Here is a 19,490-nt window from a genome sequence, read left to right as displayed (position 1 = left end):
ATTCAGAGGTCACCAGTGTGAGTAATGTAGGTCAGCGTCGGTAGATGTCGTTGCTAGACCGCTTACATTACAAATACTCCGGGACCATACAGCTTAAGCGGGTTTCCACGCTTCTTCATTGACTAAGCTGATGGGGTGCTCGCCCCTAAGTGCCAAGGTTATATTATCCACGGCCCGCTGGGCCATCGCAGTGCGTGTTTCATGAGTCGCTGAGCCGATGTGTGGTAAGGCGATTACATTTTTCATGTGGAGCAGCGGTGACTCCGGCGACAGCGGCTCTTGCTCGAATACGTCTAAGCCGGCTGCTTGGATCTGGCCCATTTTCAGTGCCTCGATGAGCGCTGCTTCGTTGACCACCTTTCCGCGCGCAATGTTGACGAAGATCGTAGATGGCTTCATCTGAGCAAACTCTTGCTCGTCGATCAGGTGTTCGGTCTCGGTAGTGAGGGGGACAGTGACACAAATAATATCTGCCTCAGCCAGCAGTGTTTTCATCTCGCGGTGCTCAGCGCCGAGCTGTGCTTCTAGCTCGGGCTTGGGCGAAGCATTGGAATAGAGTATGCGCATGCCGAAGCCTAAAGCGCCACGCCGGGCCACGGCAGCTCCGATGCGTCCGAAACCAATCATACCCAGTGTCTTGTCGTGCACATCGCTACCAAAGTACTTAGGTTCTATTCCGCGTGTCCACTCGCCGCGCTTGACCAGCTCAGCCAGCTCCACTGCGCGTCGGGCGGCAGCCATGATCAGCAGGAAGCCGGTGTCGGCAGTTGTCTCGGTGAGCACGTCTGGAGTGTTACACAGAAGGATACCGCGACGAGTCAACTCCTCGACTGGATAGTTGTCATAGCCCACCGAGATAGTCGCAATGGTCTCCAGGTGAGGGGCCGCGTCGAGTAGCTCGGGAGTGATGACTAGGCTGGCGCCGACCAACCCGTGGGCACCGGATAACGAAGCACGGAAGGCTGTGTCGTCGATTGAAGTCAGATCGGGAAAGATTATGACTTCGAAGTCTTGGTTAAGCTGGGCCAACTGGCTGTCGTTCAGGTGTCCATAGACCAGAATACGTTTTTTCATTTTGTGGTTCCTGTAAGCGGTGGGCCGAGTGTCTACTGAACAGACTATCTTTTTGGCAGATAGCTCGGCTCCTGAATTCAAGGAATAAGTGACGCGAGACGGTAGCGTTTGGTCATATCTTCCGTATCGCCCTCCATCTGCATGACCAGTAAGTTGATAAGATTGCCGCAGGTGGCCTGAAACGTTGGACGGCACTGTAGTAATGCTGAGCACTGGCCGACGATTAATGATCTTCGATAGAGGCAGGACATAGCAATGGAAGACAAAATCTCTCCGGCTCTGCGCGCTGGGGTGGACTTTCGTGGCACAAAAAACGCAACTCAGCCAGTCCTTGAGCACATCAGCCCGGGGAAAAAACGCGCTCCACTGTTGCGCTACATCCGTATCAATCTACCAAAGACCACTCGGCTGTTACTCATTGCCGTGATCGCCGTTATCGGCGCTGCGTCGGCGGCAGTTGCGCTATCCAACCACGAGATCTTTCCTTTCGCGACCCCGCTGCTGTGGGGCGTATTCGGGACTGCGCTGGTGTTCGTCGCCGTTGGCTTGCTGAGCGCTGCCCGCATCTGGAAGTGGGGCGTGGTCATCGCGTTGATTTCACTGCTCATCTACATGGGCGGCTTGCTGGGTAATGCACCCTATGTCTGGAATGGGGCCAGTGTGGTGTTTGCGGCGATTTGGAATTTGACGCTGTTTGCCTCCATCGCTTACCTCGTGCTGTTTTGGGCGCTACGCTACGGAATGATCGTTGCCGCGCCTGACAAGCAAAATTTTATGGACTAACAAGGGTTTATTAATGGAACTCGGCTTTCCGTGGTGGCTTCGTGTGGAGCATTTTCTTAACATTATTTTTATTTCGTTCCTGGTTCGCTCGGGACTCGAGATTCTGGGTACCTACCCCAAGCTTTACCGCTCGCAGCACACAGTGCCTGGCACAGCCTGGGCGCAATTTACGGTTCAAGAAGAAGCCAAGCATAAGTACTACACGGTGGGTGGCGAGTACAGTGATTACTCTCCGCGCATTTCGCTCCCCGGGCGTGGCTTGCTGGGGCTCGGGCGTTACTGGCATTTTATGGCCGTGACCGGCTTTGTGACCTGCTGGTTCATCTACTTCGTGCTGCTGCTGGCGACCGGTCAGTGGCGGCGCTACGTGCCTACCAGTTGGGACACTTTTACCCAAGCAGGTCAGGATATGTTGGCCTACCTTGCCTTCACCATGCCCCAACCCGTCGAGGGCATGGTGTTTAATGCCCTGCAACAACTGTCTTACGGCTTCGTTGTCCTGATACTGACGCCTTTGGTCATTCTTACTGGCGCATTTCAGTCTCCGGCCGTTGCCAATCATTTTTCGCGCATTACCCGTATGATCGGTGGCCGCCAGGTGATCCGCAGCACTCACTTTCTGTGTTTGGTGGGCTACGTCGTATTCTTCATCGTCCACGTGCCCTTGGTCTTTCTGCACGGCTACTTGCATGAGACATCAAAGATGGTGCTGGGACACTCTAACAACCCTGTTTTAGGTGGCGTTATTTTCAGCACCGGCCTCGTTCTCGTCATCACACTGCACGTGGTTGCTACGCGCTGGACCTTGGCGGATGGCCGTGCCGTTGAGCGGCTGCATAATGTGATTGTGCGGCCCTGGTCGAATCTGCTCTACAAACTGCCCGCGCGCATGCAGTACGATCGCAGCAATATCACCGGTAAAGACGTGGGCCTTGCCAACACCACCGACAATTTCCGCGGCAGCGGACGACCACCAGAAACCGAGGAGTACCTGGCGCTGATGGCCAACTGCTACGAGGACGACTACGTGCTGGAGATCGGTGGCTACGTAGAACGCCCCATGACGCTGACGCTTGCAGATCTGCGGGAACTTGCCGCGGGTCACTCGCAGACCACGCTGCACCACTGTGTGCAGGGCTTCACCTCGATTGGACGCTGGCGCGGTATTACTGTGGCGGACCTGTTGGAGCTGGCTGGACCCTTGCCCGGCGCGACGGACGTGGTGTACACCAGTTTCCAGAATATGGGCCGTGATGACACCCTCTACGACGGGGGTACTTACTATGTGTCGACACCCATGGTTGAAGCGCGAATGCCGCAAACGCTGATTGCTTTTGAGCTTAACGACGAAGGGGAAATTCCGGCCAAAAATGGCGCCCCAGTGCGGCTGCGGCTGGAAACTTCGACGGGCTTTCGTAGCCTGAAATGGCTGGAACGCATTGAGGTGGTCAACCGCTACGACATTATCCTTGAGGGCCGCGGTGGCTACTTCGAGGACACGGACTTCTACGATCGTAACCAGCTGATCTGACCGTCCGCGAGAAAAAAGGAAGCCCTCGTTATTATGTTGAAAAAAAGTATGACACTGAAAAAATCACGCCCACGTACTCAAGCCGAGCTCGATGCCTACATTGCTGCGCGCCCCAGACCAGCACGTAACACCTTTGCAGGGATGTATCCTCTGCACGAAGACCTTGAACTGTCGGACGCACAGGTGCAGATCGTGCTGGACTACCTAAAAGAGGTTGATTTTCATTTGCCCGGTGCCACTGCGGATGATTTTATCGTGGTGCGCTGGGCCCGCTACACTGGGTTTCAATTTTTGCAGGAACCCTTAGAAGCCTATGCCGTCGGACTGCGTTGTACCCGTCCCGGCATGCAAGACCAACACACCTTTATTCGTATGTCTTGGGGTCAGCTGATGGGCGATTCTGAGGCTGTGCGCTTGCCGGTCAACGAACCGGTGCTGGCCAGCGATATGATGACACTGGCCCGCTACCGTGATACCCGCACCGGGCCCTCACGAACGGGGGTGGACGCTTATACTGCTGCGGCCGATGACGAAGTGCCAGGGGTCGACTTCGACCTGAAACTGTTGAATGGTGCACTGGATGACGTGCTGGAACAGTACCGCACCGGCAAGGGGCGCGACATCAACTCATGGTGGAACCCTGCGCTCGATTGGGGCGTTGCGCTGGCCGGGCGCTACCCGCGCCTAAAGTACTTCGAGTCAAAGGGGCGCCTCGATGAGAGAGCCTCGGCTGCTTTGGGCTCCTTCGAGGCGCGGGCAGCTCAGGCGGAGATAGCGTTGCAGGAACTTGGCTTGGCCTCTCCTGCGCCTGTGGCCGCGGCTGCGCTTAAGCAGGCGGAGAAAGCGCAGAGTGGAAAATTCTTCCGCCGCCACCGTATCCGCAACCCACAGCCACTCACCGAATCAGGGTCTGAAAACTAGCGCCAGCCAGTAGTTGCCTCTAGCTTACTGGGCACACGTTGTGCAGTGGTCAAGTAAAAAAGATTGGGTTTACCCATTGATCGGCTGGCCGAAAATTGCAGAAAAGTCGCCATCAAAAAGCATACTATCTACGGTTTGTAGATGCATGCCAGCTTAGTGCTCACGTCACAGGCATCGGGGACTGCAGCGCTCAAATGCAAGGTCAATCCGATTCAAGTACTGATCGAGCAGAAGGAAAGCATACAGCGGCTCGATTCTTTGCGTTTCCCTGCGAGCTGACTGGCACCCCAGAGCACTGCGTGCATATTCGCGACGCACAGGGCAAGAAGCATCAAGCCGTACTGTCATGCGACGATGGTGATTCACCCACCGGTTGGAAAGCAGAAGAAATACCTGCATGGTTTACACAATTCCTGTCGATAGCCAAGAGTTAATTGGCTATATCATCCTGGGCACGCCACCGATGCGAGTCGCTGCCACATCAAGCAAGCAGAGGGCCAGTCTGTCGACTTGGAAAAACTCCCATTGATATTGCACGGTAGCCCGTGAGCCGTGAAACCTCGTGCAGGAATGCGTATGGTTAAGCAGTTCTTCTTTGACTGAACAAATATTCCATGCCAAATCCCAGTATGTCGCCTCGCCCCGCCTCCACGCTTATTCTCAGCCGGGATACGTCCTCCGGGCTAGAGGTGTACTTGATGCAACGCTCGCACCAGGCCGTTTTTTTGCCAGGCTATTTTGTGTTTCCCGGTGGTGCGGTGGACCCGGTGGATGCCAGTGAGGACATGCTGCCGCTGTGTGGCGAGCTGGATGATGCTGAGGTCAGTCGGATGCTGGGTCTGGAGCGTGGCGGCCTGGCGTATGTTATCGCTGCAATTCGCGAGAGTTTCGAGGAAGTCGGCTTGCTGCTGGCCCATGACCCTCAGGGCGAATACGTGGAGATTGCCCAGCCGGGTGATGTTGCTTTTTATGCCGGTTTACGTGAGCGCTTGACCTCAGGGCAGCTGACGCTCGCCGACGTGTGTCGTGTGCGCAACTTAAGCGCTGCGGTAGACAAGCTGGCTTTTTTCAGCCATTGGGTTACCCCGGTTGGGCCGCCACGGCGCTACGATACGCGCTTTTTTGTGGCCGCAGCCCCTGAGCGCCAGACGGCGACTCCAGATGGCCAGGAAGCCGTCGATCATGTCTGGATTGCACCGGCAGAGGCATTAGAGCGCGCCCGGCGCGGTCAACTTGCGTTGTCATCGCCCACGCTACGTACACTGAAAGAGCTAACTGCGTTTGAAACAACTCAAGCCCTCATCACCGATACGCGCCGCCCACGGCAGGTGAGGCCGACCTTGCCACGCTTTGCCAGTGGGCGTGACGGGAAAAAACTATTTTATGAAGGCGATGCGCCTTATGCCGAAATCGGTAAGATCGACCCACAAGCTACCGCCACAGCCGCTTACGAAATACTGCCGGGAAACTTGGTGCGCATATCGGACCGTGTGCTGCGTCTTACCGCACCCAATCCGGGCGTGATGACAGGACCGGGCACTAACACCTATCTGGTTGGCAATACCGAGGTCGCCGTTATCGATCCCGGTCCGGCAATTGATGAACACGTGGCCGCTATCATGGCGGCAGCGCCGGGGCCGATTCGCTGGATTTTGACCACCCACACCCATATCGACCATTCGCCGGCAGCACGTCTGTTGCAAGCCAGAACTGGTGCCGAGGTGCTGGGCAGGCCCGCGCCTGAGCCTAAGCAAAAAGGACATGACCAGGCTTTCCAGCCAGATCGCCAACTTGAACATGGTGAGCGGTTGACTGTCGACGGGGCAACACTGGCTGCGCTGTATACGCCAGGACACGCATCAAACCATTTCTGTTTCTTGCTGGAAGAGGAAAAACTGCTGTTTGCCGGCGACCACATCATGCAAGGCTCCACTGTGGTCATCAATCCGCCTGATGGCGATATGGGGGCCTACCTGAAATCGCTGAGAGCGCTGCACGAAGAAGAGATTGACTATATTGCGCCAGCACACGGTTTTCTCATGGACGCGCCCTATAATGTACTCGATCGTCTGATTGCTCATCGCATGTCCCGCGAGAGCAAGGTGATGGCGGCATTGCGCGAGCTTGGCTCTGCCGGAGAAGATGCCCTGGTCACGCTTGTTTATGCTGACGTGCCCGTCGTGATGCACCCGTTGGCCAAGCGCTCCTTACTGGCACATCTGCTTAAACTGCAGCGTGAAAGAAGCGCCGTCTATGAAGAGGGTCAATGGCGCTTATCGACTCTGAAAGATAACAGCAGCTAACTGGGGCCAGTCCCTAACGCCTTTAAGAGGATAACGGCCATGACCGTTCAACATCGCATCAATCGCCCCCACGACGCCGGTAGCATCGAGGTTTATGGCGACGAATCTTACGAGTGGCGGATCATCGATCACAGTGGGCATCTCGTCCGTGACAGCGCTGATGAAGGCCAGGGCCTGGCCAGTTACAGCAGCCCGGAGTTGGCACTGCGCGATGCCATCGCTTTTGATGCCGACGATAACGTGGTGCCGATCTTCTTCCGCCACGGTGCCGACGCCGCGCTGGAAAATGCCGCCCAGACCCACCGTACAACCGACAAACTACATGGCATGATGCTGGCGTTGAAAAGCGCAGTCAGCCAGGCGTTGCTGGAAAGCCGCCACGCCACCGACGGTGAAGCCCAGGATTATCTGGAGGAGCGCATCGGCGTAATGCAGCGCATCATTCAGGAGCTGGAAGACAGCGCCGGACGCTTACGCGCCATTAGCAGCAGCGGGCAGGATGGCACGGAAAACGCCACAGAGTAAGCTGGCTTTCACTCGCGCAGTACTGCTGATTTTAATGGTCATCAATAGACTTTGTCAGGGTTGCTACGCAGGGTAGAGGACCGCAGGAACAACAACGGGAGCATGTAGCATGTGTACTTCGCTGAGTTACCGCGACGCTGCGGGAAAAGTGTATTTCGGCAGGACTCTGGAACTTACTCAGGACCTGCCTTACCAGGTCATGTTCATACCTTCTGGTACGCTATTGACATCGGAGGTCAGCGGACACCCCTCTCTGGATTATGCCGCCAAGCATGATTTTTTGGCGGTTGCCATGCCTGACCGCATCCCTAGCAGTAGTGCACCGATGGGTGTTTCTGACCTCAAGACGGTTGAGGGTATGAATGCTGAGGGGCTGACCTTCAGCGTGCTGTCCTATCCTACCGCTGGTGGAGAACAGGCATCGGTTGAGGCGACGCTTGCCGTTCTTGCTGCCTCTGATCTTGGCACCTGGGCGCTGAGCCAGTTTGCGACGGTGGAAGAGCTCAAGGTAGCGCTGAACAAGCAGCCGGTCATGCTTGAGATGTTGGCCTTGCTGGGTAACGTCGAGTCACCGTTTCATTATGTGGCACATGATGCTGTTGGCGGAGCGCTGGTCATCGAGTTTGATCGTGGTCAGCTCAATATCTACGACAACCCGGTGGGGGTAATGACCAATGGTCCGTCATTTGACTGGCATCTGACTAACCTGGATAACTACACCTTCCTCACCAACGTTGATAAAACCAGCGCGAACTTTGGCACTTATCGAGCGGTCCAGCCGGACTCCGGTATCGCGACAGCCGGACTGCCGGCTTCCAACACCTCGGTGGGGCGCTTTGTGCGAGCGGCGTATTATTCTGAATATACGGAAAAGGCCAGTACCCCGGATCTGGCTGTCCAGACGCTGGCCCATATCATGAATAACTTTGACCGCCCTCGCGGGGTGACAATCGACTTCCCCTCTGAAAGCACCGCTCACCTGGCGGTTCCGGGGCTGACAGAAGGACCCCGCACAGCCTACGCTACAGAGTTTACCTGCTGGACCAACCTGTCAGACCTTGAGCGTAAGCAGTTTTTCCTGAGGACCTACCAGAGCATCAATTACACCCGCTTTGACCTGGCCTCGCTTGCTGGTATCGATGGCCCGAGAGTTCTGGCATTTGCACAGATGAATACTCTGACGGGCGATTCTACCGACAGGCTGAAGGAGGCCAAATGTTGTTGATTTCTGTTAATCAGAGATTGGTCTGACTGCAGACTAATCGCCGTTTACGGCATGATGGCCAGCAGCATGAAAATGGCAAAAATCACCAGATGTACTGCGCCCTGCAGAATGGTTGTGCGTCCGGTGGCCAGGGTAATGGTTCCTATGAACAGTGACAGGAGAAGCAGTACCATTTCTTCGGAGTGCAGTCCCAGTGCCAGTGGTTGGTCAAGAAGCACAGCAGCAAATGCGACCAACGGGATCGTCAGGCCAATCGTGGCCATGGCAGAGCCCAACGCCAGGGTCAGGCTGGTTTGTAGCCGGTTGAATCTTGCCGCGCGAACTGCGGCAATGCCTTCTGGCATCAGTACCAGCGCAGCGATAATTACGCCGACAAGAGAGATTGGCAGGTCTGCTGCGAGCACAGTCTGAGTTAGCGTTGGTGCCAGCAATTCAGCCAATATGACAACGGCAAATAGGGTCGTAATGAGTAGCGCCAGGCTGATCAGGGTGGTGCGCCCTGATGGCACAGGGTGTATCAGGTGAGGTGTAGGGTCGGCAGTCTCAAGCGTTTTGGTAGTTGGTACTTCCACCGTCAAAAAGTAGTCGCGATGGCGTATTGTCTGAACGAACAGGAAGATGCCGTAAAGAGTGATGGAAAACATCCCGATTAACACCAGCTGGATCGGCGCATAAAAAGGCCCCGCTATGGCCAGGGTATAATTCGGCAGTATCAGGGCAATGACAGCCAGTGTGCCCAGTACGCTGAGCGCAGCCGCGGTGCCCTGGTTCTGGAAAGACTGTTCGAGGTGACGCACTCCGCCAACCACCAGACTCAGGCCGACGATGCCATTCAGGACAATCATGATGGTGGCAAATACGGCATCGCGTGCAAGGGTGTCATGCCCTCCGTGAGGCGACAGCATGATGGAAATGATTAGGGCCACTTCAATGACTGTGACCGACAGTGCCAGGATGATGGAGCCGAATGGTTCGCCGACCTTGGCGGCAATTACTTCAGCATGATGTACTGCCGAAAAAATGGCGCCGCCCAAAAAGATTGCTGAGACAAGCAGGATGATGGCCGAGGATGTGTCAACCGCTCCTGACAGCTCAACCACGATAAGTAGGCAGGCAGCAAGTGGGGCGGCCCAGGTCCAAGGGATGATCCGGTTGATGTTACTGTGCTCGCTGTTTTCAGAGGCAGTCATACAGTCTTTCCTGGGACAGTTGGTTATCGGGTGAGTGCTGTCAGGCTCTGTGAACCCCAATTGCGATTGTCTTTAGAAGTGAAGGACCACACCGACAGCGGGTCCATTGAACGACAGTGAGGATATGGCATTGCCAGACTTGAAATCGTAGCCAATGTAACGCCAAGTGGCAGTCAGGCCGCCCCAAGGGTAAGAGTATCCGATTCCGGCAAGCGCCTGGCCTGTCAGTCTGGAGCCACCGGCACCGACGTCAAGATGATAGGGCGCGAACCAGCGCAGGTTATTGCCAAAGCGAGCCTGCCCTGTGACGCCAACGATGCCATCCCATACCGTCTGGTTGATTGCTGAATGGCCGTCATGCTCCACAGTGCCGAGGCCGGGAACTGTGCCTGAAAGGTTCCAGTCTAACTTCTGGCGGGTATCAAGGACTCGTGTGCCGGCGACTAGCCGAGTCACATTGCGTGGCGTATCAGTCAGCGCATAGGTACCCGCCAGGGTGAGCAGGCTTGTTTTGCTATCAAGGTCGAGATTCGCTGTGGCGTTCTTGATCGGTATGCCGCGGACCTTCACATCTCGTGTGACTTTCGTGGAGTCGCTGAGATTGGCGTGAAAAATATCAGCCAGAATGCCCCAGTCGCCCTTGTGTGCCCGCACAGTACCCATGAATGCCAGGTTCAGGTCAGAAAGGATTTCCTGCTGGCTGACGGCAAATGAAGGACTGAGTGCGCGACTGGGGAAGCTCATCTGGCCGCGTACCGCTGGGAGATAGGCGTACAGCGTCATGGCATACTTCCATTGCTCAGCCTCTGCTGTGATGAGCGGGGTATTGCTGTGCCCTGCACCTGGAAGGCGGCGGTCACTGACAGCAGGGGTGTCAGAAACAGAGGTAGCAGCAGAGGTAGCCAGCAAGACATCGGCATGGACTGCTCCTGCCAGCAGGACGAGCGCTGGTGCCAGCTTTGTTAAATACGTTTTGATGCTCATGCTCTGGCCCCTCCCTGAGCGGGACTTGATGTAGTCTGGACAAGGTAGTTAACGTCTAGCATGGTATCGTTAACTCCAGCGTTGTGCATGAGTGTTGAGAGTATTTCAGGCTCACCGTTTGAGTGCACTTAAACTGTGTGGCGAAACAGCTGCAGGCAATCCGCAGGAATGATCCGAATGAATAAAAGTAGACTGAGCGTGGCGCTGGTCGGGCTGGTTCTGATGTGTACCAGTGCGCTGGCAAAGGAGTCAGACGTCAATCAGACATTGCTGGATGCCGCCCAGGCTCAGCAGGCGGCACTGATTGAATCCTTGAGAGATATGGTGGAAATCGAGTCGGGCTCGGATGATATCGAAGGGCTGGAAAGGATGGCTCGCTATACCGAAGACAGTCTGCGCGCTCTGGGGGCTGATACGCGGCGTATTCCGGCGACCAACGACATGCCGCCGGGACTTGTCAGAGGTGTGTTCAAGGGCTCCGGTACGTTGAACGTAGCACTCTTGGCGCATATGGATACCGTTTATCAGCCCGGAATTCTTGAGCTGGAACCTTGGCGTCGCGATGGAAACAGAATCTATGGGCCGGGCATCGCCGATGATAAAGGTGGCATTGCTGTCATCCTGAACTCTCTGGCGATTCTCCAGAAAATGGGCTGGGATGACTACGACACCTTGACTGTGCAGTTCAATGCGGACGAAGAAATCGGCTCACCAGGCTCTGGCACTATCATCGCTGAGCTCGGTAGCGAGAATGATGTTGTGCTGTCTTACGAGCCCAGTCCATCGAAAGAAGTCGCCGGGTCCGAGGGCGTGTTGCTGAGCGCAGCCGGTACGGCCAGTATGTCGATGGTTGTTCATGGGCGTGCCGCTCACGCCGGTGCAGCCCAAGAGGATGGCCGTAATGCGCTGATCGAGCTTGCGCACCAGCTTGTACAAACACGAGATATTGCTGACAGTGTTCCCGGCTCTCAGCTCAACTGGACCTCTGCAGAAAGCGGCACTGCACGCAATCAGATTCCGGGGCAGGCACAGGCAGGAGCTGATGTGCGGATTACCCGTAAGGGTGCAGCTGAAGAGTTGCTTGAAGCCGTCAGGGTCCGGGTGGAGGAAAGTCCATTGATTCCAGATACCTATCCCGCTGTATCGTTAGAGATTCTGCGTCCGATGTTTGAAGCCGGTGAGAGAGGGCGCGCCCTTGCGGAACTGGCACAGTCGATTTACTCGGAGCTTGGCGAGGGGAAGCTGGGTCAGGAAAAGACACGCTCGATGCCGACAGAAAATGCGGTAAGGCGTAGCCTGCTGTTGATTCCGGGTACAACCGGAGGCACGGATGCGGGGTTTGCCGCAAGCTCAGGCAAGGCCGCAGTGCTTGAAGGTATGGGGCTGGCCGGTTGGGGTTACCATGCCAGTAACGAGTATATCGAAGTGGATTCGATTGTACCGCGTCTTTACCTGACAACCCGAATGCTGGAGATCCTGGGTCACGACTTTAACAGAGACCATGGTAAGGCCCAATGAAGGTAACGGTTTTGGCCTTCAGGCCAAAACCGTCTTTCAGAGATTAAAGCGGTCAGGAATAAAAGCAGCTCAGTACTTGAACCCATAGTGATCAAAGGTGATTGACAGCACTTGAAACAACACAGCCGTTGACCAGCCGAACAACAGTACGCCGTTCATTGCTGTCATTGGTCCCATCACCATCCAAGGTTCGACCGGCAATATATCTCCGTAGCCTAGCGTCGTGTAATTGACGAAGGCAAACGTGAAGTCTGCCCCCGCGTCAGGTGTGACACCAAGCAAGGCATAGGCCAGGCCCCACAGCCAAATTTCAACGAAATGTGCGCCCATGAGAATGGAGGCAGCAATCACCATGGTGACGATGATGCGAGGTGTTGGTCGAGTGTGGTGCGTCGACTTGAGGCTGGTGTGGACTGTTCTCACCATGAACACAGTCAAGAGTCCGTGGATCGCGATGTTGAGAAGACTGATTAGGATTCCACTGAATATCGCAAACAAAGCCGGGCGCCTCTGTTACTGATGTCTGTTTTTAAAAGCAATCGAGCCATCAGGTTGGAATGTTGGGTAGATGCATTGAGTCTTGTGTCTGCAGCTTGCACATCATGAGCAACGACACGATACAATATACCTGTTTTTTGCGGATATATGCTTTGTGATAATTGTTGTTTTCCTGATGCTGGGCATAGGGTAGCGGCTGAGCCGCGCAGCTTAAGCAGCTGCAGCGTGAGCTTGCGTGCTTGGCTGGGCCTGATTCCTATAGGGCAGATCGCGATGAGTAGAGGACTCGAATGTTGAGCTCAGGCATTGTAAAGAAAAAGTATTTCCTGATGAGAGCCTCTCTGGTAGCTGCTTTGCTAATGGTGGCAACGCCAGCCCTGTCAGCGGCTCCTGCCGTCGGCATGTTTGGCAGTTTTTTTCCTTCGTGGTTGCTCTCGCTGTTTATCGGTGTTGTGGTAACAATTCTTCTCCGTGTCACTTTTGTGTTGACCAAGCTGGACGACATTATTCCGTGGCGAGTGCCGGTGTATTTTTCTATGACGCTTAGTATGACCTTGTTGTCTTCTTTTCTATTTTTTGGGCGTTGAGTCATGAAAGGTCATGCTTCCAAGCGAACAGCCTCTATTCTTGGGGCGGTGATTGCCATTGCTATCATCGCTGGCACAGCAGTTCTAGCTTATCAGCGCTACCAGGCGGCAACAGCCAACCCGTTGTCAGATGATGCCACATTGACGGCGGATGTTGTTCATATTGCATCGTCGGTAGCTGGTCGTATTACAGGGTTATACGTTGAAGAAAACGACTTTGTTCGTGAAGGCGATCTGTTGTTTGAAATTGATGACACAGCTTATCGATTAGCCTTGATACAGGCTGAAGCAGATTTGGCCATTGCAACAGCAGCTAGCAGCGACCATTCACGAAATATTCAAGCTGAACAAGCCAATGCGAAAATTGCCGAGGCTCAGATTAGTCGAGCGAGAGCGAATCTCGCGTTGGCAGATCAGACGCTTGGCCGGCTGCTGCCGATGGAGTCTAAAGGCTATGTTTCTACGCAGCAGATTCATGACGCTCGCACGGTTAAGCGTAATGCTGAAATCAGCCTGCAAGAAGCGCTCAAACAGCGTGAAGCCGCTGATGCGTTAGTGGGTAATGATCAAGCAACGCAGGCATTAATTGAAGCGCGACAAGCAGCCGTAGCCATTGTTCAGCATGAGCTGGAGAATACGCGAATTTATGCACCGGCTGATGGACGCATTGTTGGTGTGACAGTTTCAGTCGGCGACTATGCGCTGCCTGCCCAGTCTCAGTTTAATTTGATTCAGACAGACACTTGGTATGCCTCGGCCAATTTCACTGAAACGACGCTTAAGAATATCGCAGTAGGTGATTGCGCCACAGTTTACGCGCTGGCGAATCGTCGGCAGGCGATTAAAGGCACTGTCATTGGCATAGGGTGGGGCGTTGCCTCGAAAGACCGGATTAATCTACCTCTTTCGTTGCCGATTGTGCCGAAGTCTCTCGACTGGGTGAGGGTTCAGCAGCGCTTTCCGGTACGAGTTCGACTGGATAACCCACCTGCTGAGTTAATGCGAGTGGGTGCTTCAGCTATGGTTACTGTTCATCATGCCGATGACTGCTGAATCTAGTTGGGGAAAAATTGCCCGCCAAGCTTGGGGTGATCTGAAGCCCTTTCCAGGGCGACTTGGCCTGACTTGGCGTGTGGCACTTCAGTGCGCGCTGGTTTCTGCAACGGCCATGCTCTTGAAAATTCCCGAAGCCGCGATCAGCTGTTATTTGGTGATTTTCCTCAGCAAAGAAGATGCCGTACTAAACTGCATCATGGCCATTGGTGTCATTTTGATGGCATCCACCGTGGTGCTGCTGATGATTCCCATCATTAACGTCAGTGTCGACAGCCCAGCCATGCGGTTGGCGGTCATGTTTTTTGCCTCGTATCTCTTCCTGTTTCTCAGCTCGGCAACGCCATTGGGCGAGCAGGCTGCCATTGTTGGTTTGGTTATTGCCTTTATCATGACGCTGGTAACCATGGTGCCGGTTGGCGAGATAGCCGACAAAGGCTTGCTGATGGCCTGGAAGATGGCCTGCATGCCGATGTTTTTGATGATTCTGTTCAATTTATTGTTCGGGACACCTTCCCAGACACTGGTACGCAACCGAATTATTAAAAGACTGCGTTGTGCGGCAGATCGTATCGAAGCGTCGCAGGCTTCAGAACAGTTCAACACCTTAGTCAGTGAAGGTAATGATGCTTCGCTACAGCAGATGCAGATCGTCACGCTTTTGCATCTGATATCAACGGAGCGCGCGCGCTGGCTGAATGGCGCGGTGGACACAAGTTACCGTATCTTGGTGGCGGCAGAGGCGCTGCCTGAGGGCCTGAATAGCGAAGCAAGGGTCGATGTAGCAGCACAACTGCGTCAGACGGCGGATGCCATTGCCAATGATGAGCCGTTGCCATCTTCACAGGTTGCGTCAGAGCCAGTAGGCAAGGCCTTGCAGCAGATTCAAGCAGCGTTATCTGGATTGTCGCAACCCGATGGAGGTGCAATTCAGCCGCCGCGACCAAGAAAAATTCCCCTGCTGGCTGCTGATGCGTTTTCTAATCCAATACATCAACGGTATGCAATAAAGACATCAGCTGCGGCGGTAATCTGCTATCTGATCTACACCGCTATGCAGTGGGACGGCATTCATACAGCAATGATTACGTGCTATGTCGCGGCTCTTGGTACCACGGGAGAGACGCTGCGTAAGCTGACGCTGCGCATTGTTGGTTGTTTGATTGGTGCGGCGCTCGGTTTCCTTTCGCTGATTTTTGTCATGCCGCACTTGACCTCTGTCGGTGGTTTGATGGGCTTGGTATTTTTTGGTGTCTTGATCGGTGCTTGGGTGTCATCAGGTATCGAGCGGATTTATTATGCGGGTGTGCAGATCGCCTTGGCTTTTTTGCTAACTACGCTCAACGGGTTTGGCCCCAGCTTTGATTTTTCCCAGGCTAGCAATCGTATTTATGGCATTTTGCTCGGCATTTTTGTGATCTACATTATTTTTACCCAGTTCTGGCCGCGGAGTGTAACCAGTCAGGTGGTGCTTAAGCTTACTGATGCGCTGGATGCCATGAGTGATCTTAGTACACTGTCCCGACAGGGTCAGCAGGCACGTACCCAAGCGGCATCTTCTGCGCATTTCTCACTAGGCCAAGCTGAAGAGCTCCTCGATATGGCGCCTTTCGAGCCGTCGCGTCTGCGTGCCAGCGCTGACGAGCTAAAGCGTCTGAATGCCATTGTTGAAGAACTGCACAACTTCACCAGCCAGCTTTATGTGGCAGAGCAGGATGACGGTGCTGTCAAAGAGCGTCTCCAGCGACTCAAGCTGCAACTCGTCACTGAGCCGGAAAGCCGGTGTAACAGGCCATTGCCTTCGGCTGATGAGGGTTCACCACATTACCGCAGCACGTATAGTGACACGGAACGACAACTCATCCGGATAGAGCAGATTGTCAATGTTGAGGGAATCTAGCGTATTCAGGCCAAGTAAGCTCGGGGCCTGTGTTTTGCTGAGTATGGCGTTGGGTTTGCAGGGCTGTGCAACGGATGCGCTGGACAATACGTCAGCCTCACCCAGCACGCCTTGGACACCCAAAGGCGAAGCTGCCCTGCCCGGCGACTTTTCCGTTACAGGCCCCGCTGATGTTGTGGTCCTGCCTTCCTCGGTGTCTGCTGACTTGCAGCCAGGTAGGATCTATCAGTTACCTGAGCTGATAGATATTGCCCAGCGCAATAATCCGTCGACTCGGATTGCCTGGGAGCAGGCGCGCCAGCTAGCGCTGGCATCCGGAATGGTTGAAGCCACGTTTCTGCCCCTCATCACCGCCAATGTGTTTGCCGGTAGGCAGCAAACCAGTATTCCTTATCGCGGGTTATTTGATGGCGACACGCATTACGCGGATACGACGGTTAGCGGTGTTGCGCCAAACCTTGCGTTGCAGTGGCTAGTGTTTGATTTCGGCCAGCGTAAGGCGCTGAGTGACGCGGCAAAGCATAATGCCTATGCAGCCAACGTTAATTTCAACGGTGCTCACCAGTTGTTGATCTACAACGTGACACGCAACTATTACCAGTACGGTGCGGCTAAGAGCCGGTTAGCCATTGCTGAGCAGGTGTTAGTGAATAGTCAGCGTCTGTTGGATGCCGCGGAGTCGCGCTACGCCAATGGCACGGGTACAACCATTGCCGTGGCACAGGCCCGTCAGCATGTCGCCCAGTCTAATCTGCGAGTAGTTCAAGCACAGGATATGCTGCGTGATCGATACCAAGGGTTGCTGGGAGAGCTGGGCGTTTCGCCGCGTACACAGATACAAATTGCCAGTGCTTCAGCACGGCAGTTGCCGAAGGCCGATGATTTAGCCCCGCTAGACTCGGCAATTGAAGCAGCGCTTAGCAAGCGTCCTGATGTGTTGGCCAGCTATGCGGCGTGGAAAGCGGCTCAAGCAGGCGTGCGTGCTGCTGACGCTGACTTTATGCCCAAGGTGTTTGTTGCCGCAGCCACGGGCACCAACAAGAAAAATTTGAGCATTGGTCATCTGCCAAGTATCGGCAATCAAACGACTGGCACCGGAGTGTTTCTCGGCGTGACGATGCCAATCTATGATGGCGGCCTTCATGCAGCTAAGCGGCAGCAAGCACTATCTGTTTCTGCCTCAGCTGAGGCAGCTTTTGAAAAAATTCGTAATGTGGCGTCGCGTGAAATCATTGTGGCTGCTGACGCGCTGCGCTCTTCGTTGGCGGCATTTGATGCCGCCGATGCGTTGGTAGAGGCAGCGGCAGTGACCCACGATGCCGCCTATGACGCTTATATCAACGGCGTAGCGACTATTACCGAAGTGACTATCGCTGAATCAGGTCTGCTAGACGCCAGACTGGCGCGTTCGGATGCCCATACTGCAAGTCTGATCGCAGCATCAACCCTGGCGTTCACGCTTGGTGCCATGACGTCGAATAGCTCGCCCGAGCAGGCGATTGATCTGTAACTGGCCTGTACATGCGGCTGACCGGATGACTGACTGAGCGCGATATCAGGAGGCGGCGCGCTGGCGCTTTTGCATCTTCTTCAGCACGCGCTCGCGTTTCAGCGGCGAGAGATAGTCAATGAACAATACGCCTTCCAGGTGATCACACTCATGCTGAATGCAGTGCGCTAACAGGCCCTCGGCATCCAGGGTGTACGGTTTGCCGTCACGGTCTAGGGCATCGAGCCTGACGCTCAGCGCGCGTGGAACCTCAGCGTAATACTCCGGCACGGAAAGGCAGCCCTCCTGCATCGGCTCACGCTCGCTGTTGATTGGCGTGTAGCTGGGGTTGATCAGCACCAGCGGCTGGGTCTTGTCTTCGCTGACGTCGATCACAATGACGCGACGATGCACGTCCACCTGGGTGGCTGCGAGACCGATACCCGGTGCGTCGTACATGGTGTCGAACATGTCATCAACCAGACGACGTAGGTCGTCATCAACGGACTCGACTACCGCTGCCTTGGTGCGCAGGCGCTCATCGGGGAATTCGAGGATGTTGAGTATTGCCATGGGGTTACTGTCACCACTAGTTATGCTGTCTTGGTACGTCAACTGGCCTGATAAGGGGCATGGACGTCACTCACTACCACAATAGTATCTTACACTATCAGACCACACCATGATCGACGCGTTCCGTGCCAATAGCCGAGCAGACAGCCCGGACAGCAGCTAATCTGTTACTCAGACTGTCTGAGTAACGCAGGGATGCCGCCTGATGACTCTTGGTGCGAGAGAATGGTTGTTGCTGTCACAGCTGCCCGGACTTGGCGTTGTCACCTTGGCTGCGCTTGCTGATGCCACTCCGAATTGGCCGGATGGCTGGCTGGCAAGGCTGCCACGCGAGGCGGCCCAGGCGCTGCGTCTGGCGCTGGATCGCCCGTCACATAGCCCGCTGGCCGCTGCTGTCGAGTCGCAATTGATGTGGTGTGACCCCGACCGGCATCGCCAGCTGCTTTATCCCGGGCACGCCAACTGGCCGCCATCTCTTTCAGCGCTGAATGATCCGCCGGCTGTGCTGTGGGCGCAGGGGGATCTCGCTGCTCTGGATTCGCCCCGGCTTGCCATGGTTGGCACCCGCCGTGCCACCCGGGAAGGCATGAGCAACGCGAGCTTCTTTGCACAAGCGTTGGTGGAGCAGGGGGTTTGCGTGGTCAGCGGCATGGCGCTGGGCATCGATGGGGCAGCCCAGTGGGCAGCGTTGGAGGCGGGAGGAAACAGCATTGCTGTGCTGGGTTGCGGCGTTGATGTGATTTATCCGGCGCGTCATCGATCGCTACACGAGCGGCTTGGGCAGCAAGGCGGCTTGTTGCTGTCGGAGCATCCGCCGGGCACCCGTGCGCATCCGTCGTTTTTCCCCAGGCGCAACCGTATCGTGACGGGTATGTCATTGGGCGTGCTGGTGGTTGAGGCCGCCGAGCGCAGCGGCTCGTTGATCAGTGCCAGGCTGGCAGCTGAACAGGGGCGCGAGGTGTTTGCCGTGCCCGGCTCCCTCCATAACCCTGAGGCGGGTGGCTGCTTGCGCCTGATCCGTGAGGGTGCAGTGCTGGTGCGCGATGTGGATGATATTCTTGCCGAACTGCCAGATTGGGCCTTTTCCCAGGGCGCTGGTCAGCCGTTGGCTGGTTGCAGCACGGAACAAGCAGGTCTCGCAGAGCTTGATAGCCAGACAGATGACCCCCTGCTCGCCCTGCTCAGTGCCAACCCGGTACCCATGGATGTGCTGGCAGAGCTCAGTGGCCTGACGCCGCCGGACTGTCAGAGCCAGCTGATCATGCTGGCACTTGACGGGGTGGCCGACCAGGTGCCCGGCGGCTGGGTGCGCCTGCCGACCAGACGCTATGCATGA

The 19,490-nt window shown here is 55.5% G+C and carries 17 protein-coding genes; 12 read left to right on the top strand and 5 right to left on the bottom strand.

The genetic code is table 11. From position 1 onward, the window contains the following. Positions 1 to 93: 93 nt before the first annotated feature. A complete protein-coding gene (locus ACTH3D_RS08055) occupies positions 94 to 1,074 on the bottom strand; it encodes a 2-hydroxyacid dehydrogenase (RefSeq protein ID WP_441666551.1) in 981 nt (326 codons plus the stop codon). Positions 1,075 to 1,329: 255 nt separating this feature from the next. On the opposite strand from ACTH3D_RS08055, the gene ACTH3D_RS08050 reads away from it, so the two are divergent. The 6 genes from ACTH3D_RS08050 to ACTH3D_RS08025 all read left to right on the top strand — a co-directional run bounded on the left by ACTH3D_RS08050 (position 1,330) and on the right by ACTH3D_RS08025 (position 8,362). Beyond that, complete coding sequence (locus ACTH3D_RS08050; RefSeq protein ID WP_441666550.1) at positions 1,330 to 1,857, top strand: hypothetical protein; 528 nt, start codon at positions 1,330 to 1,332, stop codon at positions 1,855 to 1,857. A gap of 13 nt (positions 1,858 to 1,870) precedes the next feature. Continuing rightward, the gene (locus ACTH3D_RS08045) at positions 1,871 to 3,388 is read left to right on the top strand and encodes a molybdopterin-dependent oxidoreductase (protein WP_441666549.1); all 1,518 of its coding nucleotides are present in this window, start codon (positions 1,871 to 1,873) and stop codon (positions 3,386 to 3,388) included. A gap of 48 nt (positions 3,389 to 3,436) precedes the next feature. Continuing rightward, a complete protein-coding gene (locus ACTH3D_RS08040) occupies positions 3,437 to 4,309 on the top strand; it encodes a hypothetical protein (protein ID WP_441666548.1) in 873 nt (290 codons plus the stop codon). 698 nt (positions 4,310 to 5,007) lie between these two features. Then, positions 5,008 to 6,612 carry an MBL fold metallo-hydrolase gene (locus tag ACTH3D_RS08035; RefSeq protein WP_441666547.1) on the top strand — a complete coding sequence of 535 codons (1,605 nt, stop codon included), beginning with the start codon at positions 5,008 to 5,010 and terminating at the stop codon, positions 6,610 to 6,612. Between the two features lie 39 nt (positions 6,613 to 6,651). Further along, positions 6,652 to 7,137, top strand: coding sequence for a hypothetical protein (locus ACTH3D_RS08030; RefSeq protein ID WP_441666546.1), 486 nt, complete (start codon positions 6,652 to 6,654; stop codon positions 7,135 to 7,137). A 109-nt stretch (positions 7,138 to 7,246) separates the two neighbouring features. Then, complete coding sequence (locus ACTH3D_RS08025) at positions 7,247 to 8,362, top strand: linear amide C-N hydrolase (protein WP_441666545.1); 1,116 nt, start codon at positions 7,247 to 7,249, stop codon at positions 8,360 to 8,362. Positions 8,363 to 8,406: 44 nt separating this feature from the next. Here ACTH3D_RS08025 and ACTH3D_RS08020 read toward each other — a convergent pair whose 3' ends face one another. Both ACTH3D_RS08020 and ACTH3D_RS08015 read right to left on the bottom strand, forming a co-directional pair. After that, the gene (locus ACTH3D_RS08020; protein ID WP_441666544.1) at positions 8,407 to 9,552 is read right to left on the bottom strand and encodes a calcium:proton antiporter; all 1,146 of its coding nucleotides are present in this window, start codon (positions 9,550 to 9,552) and stop codon (positions 8,407 to 8,409) included. A gap of 72 nt (positions 9,553 to 9,624) precedes the next feature. Further along, complete coding sequence (locus ACTH3D_RS08015; RefSeq protein WP_441666543.1) at positions 9,625 to 10,335, bottom strand: hypothetical protein; 711 nt, start codon at positions 10,333 to 10,335, stop codon at positions 9,625 to 9,627. 378 nt (positions 10,336 to 10,713) lie between these two features. On the opposite strand from ACTH3D_RS08015, the gene ACTH3D_RS08010 reads away from it, so the two are divergent. Continuing rightward, the gene (locus tag ACTH3D_RS08010; RefSeq protein ID WP_441666542.1) at positions 10,714 to 12,054 is read left to right on the top strand and encodes a glutamate carboxypeptidase; all 1,341 of its coding nucleotides are present in this window, start codon (positions 10,714 to 10,716) and stop codon (positions 12,052 to 12,054) included. Positions 12,055 to 12,123: 69 nt separating this feature from the next. Here the strand turns inward: ACTH3D_RS08010 and ACTH3D_RS08005 are convergent, their stop codons facing one another. Next, on the bottom strand, positions 12,124 to 12,552 hold the full coding sequence (locus ACTH3D_RS08005) for an ion channel (RefSeq protein ID WP_441666541.1): 429 nt from the start codon (positions 12,550 to 12,552) through the stop codon (positions 12,124 to 12,126). Between the two features lie 290 nt (positions 12,553 to 12,842). Between ACTH3D_RS08005 and ACTH3D_RS08000 the strand changes: the two genes are divergently transcribed. From ACTH3D_RS08000 to ACTH3D_RS07985, 4 genes are read left to right on the top strand one after another with little or no spacing between them, the layout of a single operon-like run. Further along, a complete protein-coding gene (locus ACTH3D_RS08000) occupies positions 12,843 to 13,139 on the top strand; it encodes a YtcA family lipoprotein (RefSeq protein WP_441666540.1) in 297 nt (98 codons plus the stop codon). A gap of 3 nt (positions 13,140 to 13,142) precedes the next feature. Beyond that, entirely contained in the window at positions 13,143 to 14,192 is a 1,050-nt protein-coding gene (mdtN, locus tag ACTH3D_RS07995) for a multidrug transporter subunit MdtN (protein ID WP_441666539.1), read from the top strand. Then, positions 14,176 to 16,092, top strand: a complete 1,917-nt coding sequence (locus tag ACTH3D_RS07990; protein WP_441666538.1) for an FUSC family protein — start codon at positions 14,176 to 14,178, stop codon at positions 16,090 to 16,092. Before mdtN ends, ACTH3D_RS07990 begins: the two co-directional genes overlap by 17 nt. Further along, positions 16,076 to 17,602, top strand: coding sequence for a TolC family protein (locus ACTH3D_RS07985; protein ID WP_441666537.1), 1,527 nt, complete (start codon positions 16,076 to 16,078; stop codon positions 17,600 to 17,602). Before ACTH3D_RS07990 ends, ACTH3D_RS07985 begins: the two co-directional genes overlap by 17 nt. Before the next feature lie 45 nt (positions 17,603 to 17,647). On the opposite strand, the gene def is transcribed toward ACTH3D_RS07985, so the two are convergent. Beyond that, positions 17,648 to 18,154, bottom strand: a complete 507-nt coding sequence (gene def, locus ACTH3D_RS07980; protein ID WP_441666536.1) for a peptide deformylase — start codon at positions 18,152 to 18,154, stop codon at positions 17,648 to 17,650. Between the two features lie 205 nt (positions 18,155 to 18,359). Between def and dprA the strand changes: the two genes are divergently transcribed. Further along, entirely contained in the window at positions 18,360 to 19,490 is a 1,131-nt protein-coding gene (gene dprA, locus ACTH3D_RS07975; protein ID WP_441666535.1) for a DNA-processing protein DprA, read from the top strand.

The sequence above is a fragment of the Halomonas sp. genome (assembly GCF_052095765.1).
In the GTDB taxonomy this organism is placed as follows: domain Bacteria; phylum Pseudomonadota; class Gammaproteobacteria; order Pseudomonadales; family Halomonadaceae; genus Halomonas.
Note: the sequence above shows the minus strand (reverse complement) of the source record. Positions and strands in the feature narration are given on the sequence as shown.